This is a genomic window from Pseudomonas profundi, assembly GCF_008638305.1.
Classification (GTDB): Bacteria; Pseudomonadota; Gammaproteobacteria; order Pseudomonadales; family Pseudomonadaceae; genus Halopseudomonas; species Halopseudomonas profundi.
Window position 1 is genome coordinate 89,378 of the sequence record NZ_VTPZ01000003.1, and the last position, 13,758, is coordinate 103,135.

17 protein-coding genes are annotated in these 13,758 nt (G+C 60.2%); 4 read left to right on the forward strand and 13 right to left on the reverse strand.

What is annotated here, in order from left to right:
- The first annotated feature begins 151 nt into the window (after positions 1 to 151).
- Positions 152 to 1,246 carry a calcium/sodium antiporter gene (locus tag FZE95_RS05470; RefSeq protein WP_150299836.1) on the forward strand — a complete coding sequence of 365 codons (1,095 nt, stop codon included), beginning with the start codon at positions 152 to 154 and terminating at the stop codon, positions 1,244 to 1,246.
- Here FZE95_RS05470 and FZE95_RS05475 read toward each other — a convergent pair.
- The 3 genes from FZE95_RS05475 to FZE95_RS05485 all read right to left on the reverse strand — a co-directional run bounded on the left by FZE95_RS05475 (position 1,243) and on the right by FZE95_RS05485 (position 4,122).
- The gene (locus FZE95_RS05475) at positions 1,243 to 3,168 is read right to left on the reverse strand and encodes an alkaline phosphatase D family protein (RefSeq protein ID WP_150299837.1); all 1,926 of its coding nucleotides are present in this window, start codon (positions 3,166 to 3,168) and stop codon (positions 1,243 to 1,245) included. The two genes, FZE95_RS05470 and FZE95_RS05475, sit on opposite strands and share 4 nt — an antisense overlap.
- A 99-nt stretch (positions 3,169 to 3,267) precedes the next feature.
- Positions 3,268 to 3,489: a CopZ family metallochaperone gene (locus FZE95_RS05480; RefSeq protein ID WP_150299838.1), complete on the reverse strand. Its 222-nt coding sequence runs from the start codon at positions 3,487 to 3,489 to the stop codon at positions 3,268 to 3,270.
- Positions 3,490 to 3,582: 93 nt separating this feature from the next.
- Positions 3,583 to 4,122 (reverse strand): type 1 glutamine amidotransferase domain-containing protein, encoded by a 540-nt coding sequence (locus FZE95_RS05485; RefSeq protein WP_150299839.1) that lies wholly within the window; start codon positions 4,120 to 4,122, stop codon positions 3,583 to 3,585.
- A 133-nt stretch (positions 4,123 to 4,255) separates the two neighbouring features.
- Here FZE95_RS05485 and FZE95_RS05490 point away from each other — a divergent pair, with 133 nt between their 5' ends.
- Positions 4,256 to 4,915 carry an acetoacetate decarboxylase family protein gene (locus FZE95_RS05490; protein WP_190324503.1) on the forward strand — a complete coding sequence of 220 codons (660 nt, stop codon included), beginning with the start codon at positions 4,256 to 4,258 and terminating at the stop codon, positions 4,913 to 4,915.
- Here the strand turns inward: FZE95_RS05490 and FZE95_RS05495 are convergent.
- The 8 genes from FZE95_RS05495 to FZE95_RS05530 form a co-directional block, all read right to left on the reverse strand.
- On the reverse strand, positions 4,894 to 6,345 hold the full coding sequence (locus tag FZE95_RS05495; protein WP_150299841.1) for a hydroxysqualene dehydroxylase: 1,452 nt from the start codon (positions 6,343 to 6,345) through the stop codon (positions 4,894 to 4,896). The two genes, FZE95_RS05490 and FZE95_RS05495, sit on opposite strands and share 22 nt — an antisense overlap.
- Before the next feature lie 60 nt (positions 6,346 to 6,405).
- On the reverse strand, positions 6,406 to 6,969 hold the full coding sequence (locus FZE95_RS05500; protein WP_150299842.1) for a hypothetical protein: 564 nt from the start codon (positions 6,967 to 6,969) through the stop codon (positions 6,406 to 6,408).
- A 49-nt stretch (positions 6,970 to 7,018) separates the two neighbouring features.
- Positions 7,019 to 7,534, reverse strand: coding sequence for a DUF1440 domain-containing protein (locus tag FZE95_RS05505; RefSeq protein WP_150299843.1), 516 nt, complete (start codon positions 7,532 to 7,534; stop codon positions 7,019 to 7,021).
- 174 nt (positions 7,535 to 7,708) lie between these two features.
- Positions 7,709 to 8,320, reverse strand: a complete 612-nt coding sequence (locus FZE95_RS05510) for a PqiC family protein (protein ID WP_150299844.1) — start codon at positions 8,318 to 8,320, stop codon at positions 7,709 to 7,711.
- Positions 8,317 to 9,996, reverse strand: a complete 1,680-nt coding sequence (locus tag FZE95_RS05515; RefSeq protein WP_150299845.1) for a PqiB family protein — start codon at positions 9,994 to 9,996, stop codon at positions 8,317 to 8,319. Before FZE95_RS05515 ends, FZE95_RS05510 begins: the two co-directional genes overlap by 4 nt.
- Positions 9,980 to 10,603: a paraquat-inducible protein A gene (locus FZE95_RS05520; RefSeq protein WP_150299846.1), complete on the reverse strand. Its 624-nt coding sequence runs from the start codon at positions 10,601 to 10,603 to the stop codon at positions 9,980 to 9,982. The genes FZE95_RS05515 and FZE95_RS05520 overlap by 17 nt, the downstream gene beginning before the upstream one ends.
- On the reverse strand, positions 10,600 to 11,205 hold the full coding sequence (locus FZE95_RS05525; protein ID WP_150299847.1) for a paraquat-inducible protein A: 606 nt from the start codon (positions 11,203 to 11,205) through the stop codon (positions 10,600 to 10,602). Before FZE95_RS05525 ends, FZE95_RS05520 begins: the two co-directional genes overlap by 4 nt.
- A 112-nt stretch (positions 11,206 to 11,317) precedes the next feature.
- Positions 11,318 to 11,842, reverse strand: coding sequence for a cytochrome b (locus tag FZE95_RS05530; RefSeq protein ID WP_178100941.1), 525 nt, complete (start codon positions 11,840 to 11,842; stop codon positions 11,318 to 11,320).
- A gap of 131 nt (positions 11,843 to 11,973) precedes the next feature.
- Between FZE95_RS05530 and FZE95_RS05535 the strand changes: the two genes are divergently transcribed.
- Positions 11,974 to 12,312, forward strand: a complete 339-nt coding sequence (locus FZE95_RS05535) for a hypothetical protein (RefSeq protein ID WP_150299848.1) — start codon at positions 11,974 to 11,976, stop codon at positions 12,310 to 12,312.
- Here FZE95_RS05535 and FZE95_RS05540 read toward each other — a convergent pair.
- Positions 12,284 to 12,829 carry a glutathione peroxidase gene (locus FZE95_RS05540; protein WP_150299849.1) on the reverse strand — a complete coding sequence of 182 codons (546 nt, stop codon included), beginning with the start codon at positions 12,827 to 12,829 and terminating at the stop codon, positions 12,284 to 12,286. The two genes, FZE95_RS05535 and FZE95_RS05540, sit on opposite strands and share 29 nt — an antisense overlap.
- A 176-nt stretch (positions 12,830 to 13,005) precedes the next feature.
- Between FZE95_RS05540 and FZE95_RS05545 the strand changes: the two genes are divergently transcribed.
- Complete coding sequence (locus FZE95_RS05545) at positions 13,006 to 13,368, forward strand: hypothetical protein (protein ID WP_150299850.1); 363 nt, start codon at positions 13,006 to 13,008, stop codon at positions 13,366 to 13,368.
- Between the two features lie 99 nt (positions 13,369 to 13,467).
- On the opposite strand, the gene FZE95_RS05550 is transcribed toward FZE95_RS05545, so the two are convergent.
- A complete protein-coding gene (locus FZE95_RS05550; RefSeq protein WP_150299851.1) occupies positions 13,468 to 13,662 on the reverse strand; it encodes a hypothetical protein in 195 nt (64 codons plus the stop codon).
- Positions 13,663 to 13,758 lie beyond the last annotated feature (96 nt).

The window sequence follows — 13,758 nt, forward strand, 5'->3', positions numbered from 1 at the left end:
TTTCGTGGAGTGAAGTGTGTGTTTCGGCCGCAAAGCCCCGAACTTGAGCGATCGAGACTGCGAAAAATAAAGATGTGTAAAGCTCACCGGCCAGCTTACGAGACGCCGGCGGCCACACTATACTGGCCGCACAACCACTGGAGCCCTCGCAATGACCCTTATGACGTTCGGATACCTGATCGCCGGTTTGATCCTGCTTGTTGCAGGTGCAGAAATCCTGGTCAAGGGGGCAGCCAAACTCGCTGCTCAGTTCGGCATCCCTCCGTTGATTGTGGGCCTTACCGTGGTTGCCTTTGGCACCAGCGCGCCGGAAACCGCCGTCAGTGTACAGGCGGCACTGGATGGCAGCGGTGATCTGGCAATCGGTAACGTGGTCGGCAGCAACATCGCCAACGTGCTGTTCATTCTCGGCGTGACAGCCCTGATCGCCCCGCTGATAGTGTCGCGCCAGCTGATCCGGCTGGATGTACCGATCATGATCGGCGCCAGCCTGCTGGCTCTGGCGCTGGCGTGGGATGGCGCGCTGAGCAAACTCGACGGGGCAATACTGTTCGTCTGCATCTTGGCTTACACCGCGTTCCTGATCATCAGTAGCCGCCGCGACAAGCAGGACGCAGCGGATGATGAGTTCGACAAGGAATATGGACTGCACGAGACGCCAAAGCCCTACGCCTGGCTGATCAACCTGGCACTGGTTGTGGTCGGCCTGGTATTGCTGGTGTCGGGCTCCAATTTTCTGGTGACCGGTGCGGTCAGCCTGGCACGGGCTCTGGGTTTGTCAGAGCTGGTCATCGGCCTGACGGTGGTGGCGATCGGCACCTCCTTGCCTGAGCTCGCCACCTCCGTGCTGGCAGTCATTCGAGGCGAGCGGGACATCGCGGTGGGCAATATTGTCGGCAGCAATATCTTCAACCTGCTCTGCGTCCTCGGGCTGGCGGCTCTGGTGTCGCCTGAGCCGATACTGGTTGCGGCCAACGCCTTGATATTCGACTTCCCGGTGATGATTGCGGTCGCTGTGGCGTGCCTGCCGATCTTTTTCTCCGGCTACCGCATCAACCGCTGGGAAGGTCTGTTGTTTCTCGCGTACTACGCTGCCTATACCTTCTACCTGGTGGTTTTTTCAGCCGGGCGCCCGGTAGCCGAGGTGTTTGGTGACGCCATGCTCGGCTACGTATTGCCATTGACTGCTATCACGCTGATCGTCGTCGGCGGCCGTGCGTGGCAGCAGCAGAAAACTGCTCGCTAGGGCTGGCTGGCGGGGGGAAACAACACCTCGGGACCACGCGCATCAAGCTGGCGAATCTCTGCCGGGCGGCCCTGTGCGTCCAGCCTCACCAGGCCGACGCCCGTACCGTTCCAGAGGCGCTCGCCGGCCCTGGCGCCTTCGGGATCCCGGGGCGTAATGCGCATGCGGCGGCGTTTGGTCAGCCAGTTCAGCGGCGACCAGGGTGCATAGAGCCAGCGGTTGAGTCGATCCAGCCAGTCGAGCAGCGTATCCGGGAAGGCATTTTTCAATCCGCTGCTGGTGATCTGCCAGATACGCGGGCCCTGTCGGCGGTGACGGATACGGATGTCATACACGTAGGAATAGTGGACGTCCCCGGACAACACCACGTAGTTACCCGGGGTGCGTGAATGGCGAAAGATGTTCAGCATCACCTGCGCCGCGCCCCGATGCGCCATCCAGTTTTCCGCATCCACCAGTAGCGGTTTGCCGGCCAGGGTAAACAGCTTCTGGATGATCTCGATCAGCTTTACCCCGAACATCGGCGCCGGCGAGACCACTACCACGCTCGGTTTATCCAGCAAGGCTTGCTGCATTTCGGTCAATGCTTCCCAGTCCATCAGTCCGGAGGGCCGACCCGGGCTGCGCTCACTGCGCCAGCGCCGGGTCCGCGTATCCAGCACCAGTAGATGCGGCGTGCCTGGCACCTCGTATTCCCAGCCCTGGTATCTCAATAGCCAGTCAATGCAGGCGTCCTGCTCCTGCGAATCCAGCTGTCCTTCACTGCCAAGCTTGTTCAGGAATGTGTCGGCCCGGTCAATCGCATCGGCTACCTTGTCAGGCGCGTTACCCCATGCCTGACATAACAGATAAGCCAGCAGGGCGTTGCCGATGATGCGCTTTGACAGGGGATGACCATAGGCGGTGCTTTCCCACTCGGCGGAGAGGTTCCAGTCATCGGTCACATCGTGGTCATCGAAGATCATCAGCGAAGGCTGATGCGCCAACAACCGGGCCACGCTGGGTAACCCGGCGGTGAATCGCTGCAGAATCTCACGTTCCTGCGCAAAGGTTTTCCGGTGCTCGGCAGATAACCGAGGCTCGACTACATCCACCAAATGCCACGGCTCGGGCGACCAGACCAGAAGATACATGGCCATGGTCTCGGCAAAGGTAATCAGATGATTATGTGCGTGCGCCGAGGTAAAGATCGGCTTTCTGGCTCCGCCGAAGAAGCGACGCCGCACCGCCGCGCTCGACGCCACGTCAGGCAGCAGTTCTTCGCGCTGATAATAGCCCTGCCCGGCGGCATAGAGCGCCTGACTGTCGGGCACCGTGGCGCCTTCAAGCGCTTCATCGAACAGTCCGAGACGCGAGATCAGTTGATGGATTGCCACCAGCATCGGACCGGCAACATCGTCGGCATACACCTGGTCACCGGTCATGATCAGCCAGGCGGGCCGCTGCTCTGGTTGGTCCAGCCGTTCTGCCAACCATGCATCGGCACGCACCAGTCCATCCAGGCCGTCAAAGTGTGGCTTGCGGCAGGAGCCGTGCAGGAGATTGCGATTGTGGGACGCAATAACGAACGCAGGCCGCTCACGCCCGGAATGGCAAAGGTAAGGCAGGGCCGTAGATAAACGCAGCGGCGCGCCGCCTGCCTCCCACAACAGGTCGTATTCAATGTCCGTATCGGCTGGCAATGGCGGCACCATCGCCACGTCCAGCATATGAATCCAGGCGTGGCGGCCGATCGGGATCCTGCGACACCTGTGTCCGTCGAGCGTGACAGATCGCTCCGCAGCCAATGCCGGTTGCAGGACCAATTCAAAATCGAGCGGCCGCGTGGCCACCAACCATATCAGCAGCCGCTCTGGAGCGAGCCGGCGCAATAGGGGGCCGGTGAGAAAGGTGGGCAAAGCGACGTTCGCAGGTTCGGGCATGCAGCCTATGATTCAGCGCAGCCGAGGGAGTTCCGGACATGCCTGCCGACAAGGCGCGCTAGGCAGTTCAGGCAGGCAGCGCGCTGCCTGAACCGGACCTCAAGCTGGCTTGGCCGATTCGTCCACCGTGGCGGGATACCCGGCGTCCTTGAGGGCTGCAGTCAGCGCTAACGAGTCCGCGCTGCCTTCGACGGTCGCCCGCCCTGCGTCAAGATCCACTGCCACATCGTTCACGCCAGGCACCTCGTTCAGCGCTTTGGTGACATGTTTGACGCACGAACCACAGTTCATACCTTCGACTTGTAGAAAAACGGTGCTCATAGCTTGCTCCTCAATCACGCCGGCAATCGACAGGCTTCAATCCTCCTCCTTGACACCATGTCATGGTCAAGCCCCGCACGAAGCGACGACGCCCTAACCTCCCAGGGCAGACACAAGCGCCTTGTTGAACGCGTCCAGATCGTCGGGTTTGCGGCTACTGATCAGCTTGCCGTCTACAACCACTTCCTTATCGACCCAGTCGGCGCCAGCGTTGCGCAGATCGTCAGCCAGCGATGGCCAGCTGGTCATGGTCTTGCCGCGTACCAGGTCGGTCGAAGCGAGAATCCAACCGCCGTGGCAGATCACCGCGATGACCTTGTCGGCGCCGGCTGCTCCGCTAACCAGAAGTTTGGCCGATTCTTCCAGGCGAATATTGTCGCCATTGACCACACCGCCGGGTAGCACGATGGCGTCATAGTCTTCAATCTTCGCCGCATCGAAGGTCTTGTCCACATCGAAGTCATCCGCGGGATCCGTGTGATTCCAGCCTTTCACCTTGCCGCTCGTGTTCGACAGAATCTCGGTTGTCGCGCCGGCGTCTTCCAGCGCTTGTTTGGGGCCAGTCAGCTCAACCTGCTCGAAGCCGTCGGTGACCAACAGGGCGACGCGTTTGCCGTTCAGGGAATTGCTCATTGCAGTCTCCAGTTATGAAACAGTGTTCCTGTTACGACAGGGACCACAATGAAAGTTCATGCCGCCCATCCCGCCGGGACCCACAGCGCTCATAGCGGGTCTTATTGGTTACAGGCAACCATTGGGGTGGCATATGCAATCATCCGGAATCGAAAACATCGCTGAACGGGACATACCGCCGGCGCCATGGCAGCTACAGGGTTCGGCCTGTGTTTCGCTGTGGCGGCTGCCAACCGAGGCGTTGCCGGACTCGGCGCCAGGCATTCGCTTTGTCGACGTGGCGGGCCACACGCTGGTCGCAACCCTGTGGGCCCGTTACGCGCCTGGCGGTACGCTGAGCTACGACGAGCTGGCGGTTGCGGTAATGGCGCGCGGCGCGGGCCTGTTCAACCCGGCCTGCAGCATCATCAATATATGGGTCAGCGATCCGCTTGCAGCCGCAGGCGGCACACGCCTCTGGGCCATACCCAAGGAGTTAGCGAATTTCGCGGGCGAACTCTCTGCGCTCGGCCGGGGCGCGGCAGTGCGGGCTACAGACCAGCAAGGCAATACGCTCGCCTCGCTGCAGTTTGAATCGCGCTTTGATATTCCCGGTACGCTGCCGCTGCAGGGTTTTATCATTCAAAGCGGCGCAGGCGGACCGATCCGGACCCGATGCGCTGTCAAAGGCAAGGCACGTTCAGGCCGTGCACTGTGGGACTTTCCTGCATCCGGACCCCTGGCATTCCTGCATGGCCGAACCCCATTTGTCAGCCTGCGAATGGATTCGCTTCAGGGGCGTTTCGGGTTATAGCCGCCCTGCACCCGCTGGCGGTCGCCGCTGTCCCGGCGCAGCAGGCGCCCTATCCCGCCCGGAACCGGTAAAGGCTTGGCCAGCGCAGCACCCACGCCGCGCTCGGCAAGCACGGCTTCGGCGGCCATGGCCCCGGCGCGGACTGCACTTTCCATGCAGAACGGCAATCCGGTATCGACCCAGTCTCCGGCGAGAAACAGACCGCGCTCCACACGCGTGGCGGGACGCAATTCCTCGATCCCAGGCAGCGCACAGGGAATCGACATTGGAATTCGGTGTACCGCCTGCGCGATCAGCCGAGCCTGCTTGACCTGCGGCGCGAAGTCGGCGATTTCCTCGATGGTGGCGCTGATGATCTCCGCGTCGGACAGATGCGCTACCCGATCACTGTAAATGATGTTGGTGGCGATCATTGAGCAAGGGCCGGTGCTACTGGTGCGTACATTCGACAAGTCGTAAAAGTCGGTATTGAGCTCGTCTGGCGACCAGGGCCGCGCCCAGAAGGGCGTTTCAGTGATTTTGCGATCAAACCATAGATAGCAGCTGATATAAGGGCTGGGCCGAAAGCGCCGCGATACTGAAACCAGCGGATGGGTATCAGGGAGCAGTGCAGCGATCGCCGTGGGCGGCACGGCCAGCACGATGTTCGGTGCATCGATCTGGCTTCCGTCTGCCAGCGCAACCCCCACCGGATGGCCGCTGCGATAAACCACCGAATCGGCGGGATTATTCAGCCTGACTTCGCCGCCGCGCTTTTCGATATACCGAATGGCAGGCCAGGCGTAGAGATCATTCAGGCCTGTCTGCGAGATGCCAAAAGCCACGTCGTTGTGGCCCAGCGCCTGAGCAATTATTCGCATCAGCGCCGCCGCCGAACAGTCTTCTATCGGCACATTGAGAAAAGCGATTGCCGCCGAGGCCCAGAACCAGTCGATAAATTCGGGGCTCACGCCCATCTCTTCCAGGTAATCGCGTCCGGTACGCTGGTCCAGCGCCAGCAGATCATCACCGGTACTGCGCAGCACCTGCCAGCCGACCCGGCTATTAGTCAGCAAGCGGCGCAAGGGTACGCTCGGCAACACACGCGCGAGATTACGCACCCAGTGCAAGGGTGCCGGCAAACCGCCGACCTTGAAGTGAATGGGCCGATGTTTGTCGACCACGGTGAGCAGTTCGTCGGTCTGCCAGTAGATATGGTCGGCGGTGCCCAGGCGTTCCAGCCAGGCCAGCATATTGCTGTATTTGTTCAGCAGGACATGCGGGCCGATATCCACAACGTCGCCGGTCTCCGGATCGGTCCAGCTGCGGGCCCTGCCGCCGGGAATGTCATCCGCTTCGAGCACAAGCACGCGCAGCCCGTTGTCAGCCAGCAAGGTTGCACAGGCCAGCCCAGCCACGCCGGCCCCTATGATGAGCACATCAGGCCGCATACATCGACCGGTCAAAAATCCCAACGTCGTTCACAACCCGCCCCGTTTCTGCTGGTTTACCTAGCCGTGGCTCTTGCCCTCATCGACGGCTTTCTGAAGGTCCTCATCGGACAGCAGCCGCACATCGGGGTCGGCTGCACTCGCATCGCCTGGCGAAAAGTGGAGTTTTTCCATATAAGGCGTCGGTTGCTTGCGTCGGTAGTTAAGAAACTCTTCGGCATAGTACGACCGCGCCTCATCGACGTTTTTCGCGCCGGTCACGATGTCATGCATCAGGTTGAGCGCGAGCATATTGGCCTGCTCGTCATGGCAGCGAGCCGACACCTCGCCCGAGGTCCGCTCGATTTTGATGCTTCCATCGAACGCAGCAAGATCGCTGAACTTGTCGACCGGGACGCGATAGTCGATGAATGTCGCGACCGAATCGATGTGCTCAGTCGGGAAGTTGTGCTTGAAATAGGCCTTGGTGGCGACAATACGTTTCCAGGGTTCGCGCTGGTGCCATACAAATTGCGAATCGGTGACCTCATCGGGCTCACCATGCTGATCGATTACCAGCTGGGCGGCTTCACGTGATTGTTCGGGCCAGCTTTGAATGGTTTGGCTTGCGGATGTTGTGGACATGCCAAAATCTCCGTTCGTTTGCGGTTGTTGTCATCTCGCGTTGCTTCGCTCACCTCAGCAGCTTTCTGGCTTGCCTTACACCGATGTCCAATACCACGCCATACACCAGGTGTGCGAGAAAGCCACGGGCATGGGCTTGCCAGGGATACGCCTGCGGCTTGCCTGACAATCCTGATAGGGCGTTCAACCCTTCGTCATGCATAAGAAACATCCCGAGCCCGAACAGGGTTCCCTTTCCGGCGCTCAAGGCAGGGACGCTCTCGTATAGCGCTCCATAGACCGCAGCGGGCGCCATACCAAATACATAATGAGCGGATATTCCGGCGGGATGCGGCTGGGTGATTTCCTTTCCGACAGCGCCTGCGACCTTGCTTGCCAGAACGTGGCCAGGGTCCATGCCGCCGGGACGCGCCGCGATTGTGCGCTGTCTGGCCTGTTCAGATTCACGGTTGTATGCAAACCAGTCGACCCGATCCATCACCCAGACAGCCAATGCCCCAGCGGCAGCTCCGGCTACCGCACCAGCCAAGGCATTGGTCGACCTACTTTGATTACGAAAGGACATGAATCCTCCGTTAAGCGTTAGGAACTCTAAGGGATATGACCTTCAAATTGAGAGCAGCTCTGGACAGGGGAGTTCACCCAGGGCGTAGATAATGCCTACCTTCCATCGCGATCTAGGGTCTGGGAAGCAAACGGCGGCTTGAGCACACCGTCTGCCTGATACGCGTTGGTGGCGCTAGGGACAGGTTGCTGCGCTACTGGAGGCCCATCGGCGCGCTGTTTCGGCCATCTCATCGGCGAGCGCAGCGATGGCGTGCTGATGCGCCCGCACCAGGCTTTCCACCTCAACGCCGGCTGGCTGTTCGACCACGCTGGCGCAGGTCAGGCGACGGCGTTCGCTATCCGGGCTGCTCAGCTCCAGGCTCCACACCACATCCAGCGCAGCATGCCGGCCGGGCAAGGAATCAAAGCGGCGCACATCGGCACGTACGCTCAATACCGGCTGACCCGTGGTGCCGGGCAGGCCGGCGAGATCGCGGACGCCGAAGCGCTGTTCCAGCTCGAAGGCCAGGGCGTCGTGAAATTCGTCAGCCGGCGGAGACGCCCAGAGTGCGCTTTCCAGAATCAGCAGCTGACCGTCGCTTTCCCGCACTACCAGACTGGGCTGATCCACCTGCAGCGGGATGCGCACGGGCATGACTTGCAGCTGAAAATCCGCCGGCGCGGCGCTCTGCGCGCTGGCCTTCGGTTGCACAGGGATCAGGGTGTGATAGCGAACCGGGGATGCGGTGCAGGCAACCAGCGTGGACAGGCCGCAGACAAGTAACAGGCGAAAAGACAGGTTCATGGCTGGGGCTCCGAGTTAAGTTCACGCGAGGTGGCGCCACCTTCGAAGCTGCCCGGCGCGGCGCCGTCGTTCCGCCCACGAAGCAGGGCCTCCGGGTGACGGCCAAGGTAATCCGACAAGACCCGTACAGAGCGCACTGCCCGCTGGACCTCCCTGAGGGTGTCGCCCAGCTCCTGACGCTCCGGCGAGTCGGGTGCGAGGGACTGATTGGCGTTCTGCAATGTCTGCTCAGACTGCTCCAGCGTGCGCTGCAACTGGGGCAACACATCGGCGTTGACCTGCTTGAGCGTCGAGCGCAGCTCACTGAGACTGCCATCGAGGTTGTCGACCAGCGACTCGATGGGCAGCCTGCTGAGTTTGTCGACTATCTCCTGGAGCTGGTCCTGCAACTTGTCGAATCGGCCGGCAATGGTCGGGATGGTCAGCGGTCGGGCATTGGCATCAAACACGACCGCTGGCGCCTTGCGATCGAAATCGAGCGATATATACAGTTGGCCAGTGAGCAGATTGCCGGTTTTGGCCTGGGCACGCAGGCCCCGCTCTACCAATAGCTGGAACAGGCGAACGGTGTCCTGTTCGGAATCGCTACCAAGACGTTCCAGCAGCTTGTCGTAGGCGTCACCCAGGCGATTCGGATACACCACCGCTCCGACTACCACCGGAAAGCTCTGGCTTTGCTCGTCATAGTCGAGCTTCACTGAAACCACCTGACCAATCGGTACACCGAGAAACTCTACCGGGGCGTCGACATTCAGCCCACGCAGGGTCTGATCAAAGCGCATCTGCACGAAATGAGGCGGGCCATCGCTCGGCGCCATCGCTTGCCGCACATTGTTGTACAGTGTGAACTCCCTGCCCTCTTCCGCCGACATCGCGTTGGGGCTGTAGTTTGGCGCGCGGAAAGCAATACCGCCGGCAAGAATCGCCGACAAGGACTCGGTATTGACCTTCAACCCATCGGCCGCCACTGACACATCGACCCCGCTGGCGTTCCAGAAACGCGTGTCGTCGGTAACGAACTCGTCATAGGGCGCGTTAACAAACACCTGCACTTCGACGCCCTTGCCGTCGCCGGTCAAAGTGTAGGACACCACCTGGCCTACCGGGATCCGGCGGAAATACAGTGGCGAACCGATCCCCAACGAACCCAGATCCCCGGTGCGCAATGTGAAACGTTTACCCTCGACGCCGAATGTCACCGCAGGCGGGGCTTCAAGCCCGAGAAACTCACGGCGAGTCTCAGTTGCCTGACCAGGGTCGGCGCCGATGTATGCACCCGATAACAGCGTACCAATGCCCGACACGCCGCTGGCACCGATACGCGGGCGGACCACCCAGAAATGCGCATCCTCGCGGGTGAAGGGTTCGGTTCCCTGGTCAAGATCAATGGTCGCAACCACGCGGGTCTGATCCTCGGTCAGGTTGATCCCGGTCACCCGGCCGATCACCACGTTCTTGTATTTGACCTCGGTCTTGTTGGCCTCGAGACCTTCGGCTGTTTCGAAGCTCACGGTGATTTGCGGCCCCGCCGACAGCCAGCTTTGCACCACCATTGAAAGTCCGACCAGGGCCGCCACGATCGGCACCAGCCAGATCAGCGAAATACGCACACGACGCTGCCTTATTTCAGGGTGTCCGGCACTCGAAGCGGCGTTATGCTCAGGCGTGTCTGTCATCGTTTATCTCTGCATCCCATATCAGTCGCGGATCGAAAGTCATCGCGGCGATCATCGTCAGGACGACAACCAGACCGAAAAACAATATGCCCAGCCGCGGCTCAATGGTGCTCAAGGCGCGAAACTGCACCAGGGCGGCCACCAGCGCAACGACCAGAACGTCCAGCATCGACCAGTAGCCGATAGTCTCAATGAAGCGATACAACCGCGCTCGCTCGCGCATGGCCCAGCGACTGCGGCGCTGGACCGTCACCAACAGCACTCCAAGCACCAGGAATTTTGCGCAGGGGACCACTACGCTCGCGATAAAAATGATCACTGCGATATCCCACGAGCCATCCCGCCAGAATTCAATCACCCCGCTGAGGATGGTGTTTTCGCTGCCACTGCCGAACATGTCGGTATACATGACCGGAAGCAGATTGGCGGGCACGTACAGGATCAGCGCCGTGATCAGCAGCGCCCAGGTTCGGGCAAGGCTGTCTGGCTTGCGGTGATGCAATAGCGCATCGCAGCGCGGACATTCGATAGCTCCCGACTGACACACCTGACCACAATCGTGACACAGCTGCAGGTCCAGTTCGCTGGCAAAGGGGGGTGAACTCATCGCACCGGTACCTGTAGCTCATTCCACAAGTCCCGCACATCCCGGCCGCTGATGAGGATAATCAACACCGTAAGCATGGCCATCGCCCACAGGCCGAGACCGGCATGCACCTCCAGCATGCCCGCCAGCTTGATGATGGCGATCAGGATGCCCAGCAGACAGACCTCGAGCATGCTCCAGGGCCGGAGATGTTCCAGCGCGCGCATGCAGGTGCGAAAGCCCGGCGCTATGCGCCCGCCGCGAGCGTGGTAGAGCACCCAGCCGAGCAAGATGATCTGCAATGCGGGCGCGAAGATAATGCTCAAGCCAGTGACCAGCGCGATGATGGTGATGCGACCTTCAGCCAGGGCTTCGACACTTGCCCACAGGGTGGCCTCATTGCTCAGTCCCTGCATGCTTATTTCGACAATGGGAAAGGCGTTGGCCAGCATGAACAGAATCGCCGCGGCGACGGTAAGCGCCAGCAGCTGATCGGTAGTCAGATGCCGGCCGCGCTCCAGCAGCGCACCGCAACGCTGGCAGTGCGCGGTTTGCTTCGGGGTCAGCGCCGGACGTTGATATACCGAATCGCAGTGTTCGCAAATGATCAGTTGAGGCTGCATACCACTTCCGCAGTGAGGAACGTCCCGTTGACCACCATGCTCGGCTTTACTGATGGCCGATCAGAGCGGAAGAATAACTGAACGGAACGCGTGTTGCTCGTGTAGCCAAGGATCAGAGCATCCTTTTGATGGTGTCGTCGCGCAGGGCCCAGTGATGATAGAACGCGGCGATAGTGTGCCCTAGCACCATTCCCAGAAATAGCCAGGCAAGCGGTGAGTGCACACTGCCAATATTGGCCAGCCACGGCGTTTCGATGTCGGTACGTTCGGCCAGTTCCATTCCAAAAACGGTTAATCCGTAGCCATTGCCTAGCATGTAAGAGATACCGGTGACGGGCATCAGCAACATGATGACGTACAACACGAAGTGCCCCAGGCGGACAAAGGGTGCCGTGGGGCCGCGGTGGACGGGGCGATGCCCGAGCTGACTCAGCACCCACGCGATGCGTAGTACAACCAGCGTCAACACCAGCACGCCAATGGAGACATGCCACGGGCCGAAGTTATCGCCCAGCCAGTGTTCGCCCTCGCCTATCCGGTCTGTCAGCTTGAAGAACTGCTGAATGATCAGCAGTGTCATCAGCCAGTGGAACCAGCGCGTGACGCTGCCGTAGCGGGTGGAGTTGTCATGCAGCATATCGAGCTCCAGTCGGTTACATGCCCTAAGGCAAGCTGGATTGCGCCGCCGTAGGGAGCACGGATGAGGTTGAGTATAGGCTCTGCGCGACAGTCGCGCCCCAGGCGAGCCACTCATCGCACTCTGCACGCATGTCTGGAAGCGCCCATCTGTTTTTTACGGCAGAACATGCCGCAAGACCAGGCTTTGGTTCGCTGTCCGCCATGTCCGCCCGGCTGCGGCGAGCGCCCGATCACCGGCGGTCCGCCGGTATCAATGGCGCCAGCTGGGCGCCGCGCATCCGGATGGACGAAGCGGGTGATGGGCTGAGCCAGAAACAACTCGCCGTGCTGGTCGGTGAGGACGGCTCGACACTGGTCCGGCTGATCGACCAGCTGATCGGAGCTGGAGCATCCACAGTGGTCGGCCATGACGGTGTGGGGCTGATATCGCCCGACGGGGTTACTTCCTGGCTAGCTCAGCCTCGATGACTTCCTGAATGCGCGGGTCTTCGGGTGCCACATCCGGCGCGAAGCGGGCAACCACCTTGCCATCCCGGGAAACAACAAACTTTTCGAAATTCCACAGCACCTCGGGCTCAGCGTTGGTCTGGATACCGAAACCGGAGAGACGATCCCGCATCGGACCCTCGCCAGTGGTACGCGGCAGCGCCTCGGTCAACTGGCTGTAGAGCGGATGGCGATCCTCTCCGGCCACCGAAATCTTGCTGAATAAAGGGAACTGAACCTTGTAGGTCAGGGTGCAGAATTCCTGGATTTCGGCATCGGTGCCGGGCTCCTGCTCCTTGAAATTGTTGGCTGGGAATCCCAGCACTTCGAGACCCTCGGCGCGGCGGTTCTCGTACAGCTTCTCCAGTCCCTCGTACTGTGGCGTCAGACCGCATTTGGACGCCACGTTGACGACCAGCAACACCTTGCCTTTGTAGGGTGCGAGCGTGGTCTGTTCGCCATCGATGGATTGCACGGGAATATCATAGATTGATGCCATGGCTATTTTCCTGGTCAGAAGCATTGAAGATTTCGACTGTACCGGTTTCACCGCACCACGCAAGCTCAAGCTCATCGGCCATAACCCTATCGCAAGCCAATCGTCGAATTGTCCAGCACATGAATGTCATAGTGATATCATCGCGGCATCGTACGTATCGGTGGTGGAGCAACGGCATGGCAATTTATAAGGTAGAGCAGGGCCAGTTGGTCTGGGTGGCAAACGACCTCGAGCATATCGTCGGCGCCGACTGGCAGGACGAGGACGATTCCAATGATGAATTTTTCGGCAGGCTGGGCTTCGGCAAATATGACGAAGTACTGGACGTCTACACCATGTATCGCCGCTGGGAAAAGGGCGGGCAGGAGGAAATGGCCGGTGCGCGCTGGATGTTCGACGTCAATATAGATGGCGACAACTTCGACCTTATCCTGGTCGATTCCCTACCAGGCTATCTCACGGTCATGTCTATGCTCGAACCGGTGGTTAACCATGCCCTGCGCCAGCAGGGCCGACCGCCGCTACCCGAACGCCGTTGAGCGCACGCATGCCGGGGATCACCGCTTTTATTCCCCGACATCGCGGCCATCCAACCCAGCCGAGCACATGCCTGGTTGGCTATCGATAATCCATTGCGGTCAGTCCGAACTCGCAAACAAGCTGTCTGGCGCTTTGTCGTCCTCGGCTCTTCGCGCCTGGATAACCTGATACCGCTCCCACTCCTTCCGGATCTCCTCATAAGGCATGTAAAAGCTCAGGCGATCGCCATGGGCCGCACTGAGAGGATCATGCGTATCGGAGAAGATCACATCTGTCCCCATACCCAGGGTCATTCCGAGCACTTGTCATAAATGATCAACTATCCGCACTTCCCAAACCGAGAAAGTTTAGCAATCCAGCTTTTCAGTCCCTACCGGTTGTGGCGTTAG

What these genes read in the sequence shown, in the direction of transcription:
- FZE95_RS05470 (WP_150299836.1), top strand. Translation starts at nt 152, where the DNA reads ATGACCCTTATGACGTTCGGATACCTGATCGCCGGTTTGATCCTGCTT.
- FZE95_RS05475 (WP_150299837.1), bottom strand. Translation starts at nt 3,168, where the DNA reads ATGCCCGAACCTGCGAACGTCGCTTTGCCCACCTTTCTCACCGGCCCC.
- FZE95_RS05480 (WP_150299838.1), bottom strand. Translation starts at nt 3,489, where the DNA reads ATGAGCACCGTTTTTCTACAAGTCGAAGGTATGAACTGTGGTTCGTGC.
- FZE95_RS05485 (WP_150299839.1), bottom strand. Translation starts at nt 4,122, where the DNA reads ATGAGCAATTCCCTGAACGGCAAACGCGTCGCCCTGTTGGTCACCGAC.
- FZE95_RS05490 (WP_190324503.1), top strand. Translation starts at nt 4,256, where the DNA reads ATGCAATCATCCGGAATCGAAAACATCGCTGAACGGGACATACCGCCG.
- FZE95_RS05495 (WP_150299841.1), bottom strand. Translation starts at nt 6,345, where the DNA reads ATGCGGCCTGATGTGCTCATCATAGGGGCCGGCGTGGCTGGGCTGGCC.
- FZE95_RS05500 (WP_150299842.1), bottom strand. Translation starts at nt 6,969, where the DNA reads ATGTCCACAACATCCGCAAGCCAAACCATTCAAAGCTGGCCCGAACAA.
- FZE95_RS05505 (WP_150299843.1), bottom strand. Translation starts at nt 7,534, where the DNA reads ATGTCCTTTCGTAATCAAAGTAGGTCGACCAATGCCTTGGCTGGTGCG.
- FZE95_RS05510 (WP_150299844.1), bottom strand. Translation starts at nt 8,320, where the DNA reads ATGAACCTGTCTTTTCGCCTGTTACTTGTCTGCGGCCTGTCCACGCTG.
- FZE95_RS05515 (WP_150299845.1), bottom strand. Translation starts at nt 9,996, where the DNA reads ATGACAGACACGCCTGAGCATAACGCCGCTTCGAGTGCCGGACACCCT.
- FZE95_RS05520 (WP_150299846.1), bottom strand. Translation starts at nt 10,603, where the DNA reads ATGAGTTCACCCCCCTTTGCCAGCGAACTGGACCTGCAGCTGTGTCAC.
- FZE95_RS05525 (WP_150299847.1), bottom strand. Translation starts at nt 11,205, where the DNA reads ATGCAGCCTCAACTGATCATTTGCGAACACTGCGATTCGGTATATCAA.
- FZE95_RS05530 (WP_178100941.1), bottom strand. Translation starts at nt 11,842, where the DNA reads ATGCTGCATGACAACTCCACCCGCTACGGCAGCGTCACGCGCTGGTTC.
- FZE95_RS05535 (WP_150299848.1), top strand. Translation starts at nt 11,974, where the DNA reads ATGTCTGGAAGCGCCCATCTGTTTTTTACGGCAGAACATGCCGCAAGA.
- FZE95_RS05540 (WP_150299849.1), bottom strand. Translation starts at nt 12,829, where the DNA reads ATGGCATCAATCTATGATATTCCCGTGCAATCCATCGATGGCGAACAG.
- FZE95_RS05545 (WP_150299850.1), top strand. Translation starts at nt 13,006, where the DNA reads ATGGCAATTTATAAGGTAGAGCAGGGCCAGTTGGTCTGGGTGGCAAAC.
- FZE95_RS05550 (WP_150299851.1), bottom strand. Translation starts at nt 13,662, where the DNA reads ATGACCCTGGGTATGGGGACAGATGTGATCTTCTCCGATACGCATGAT.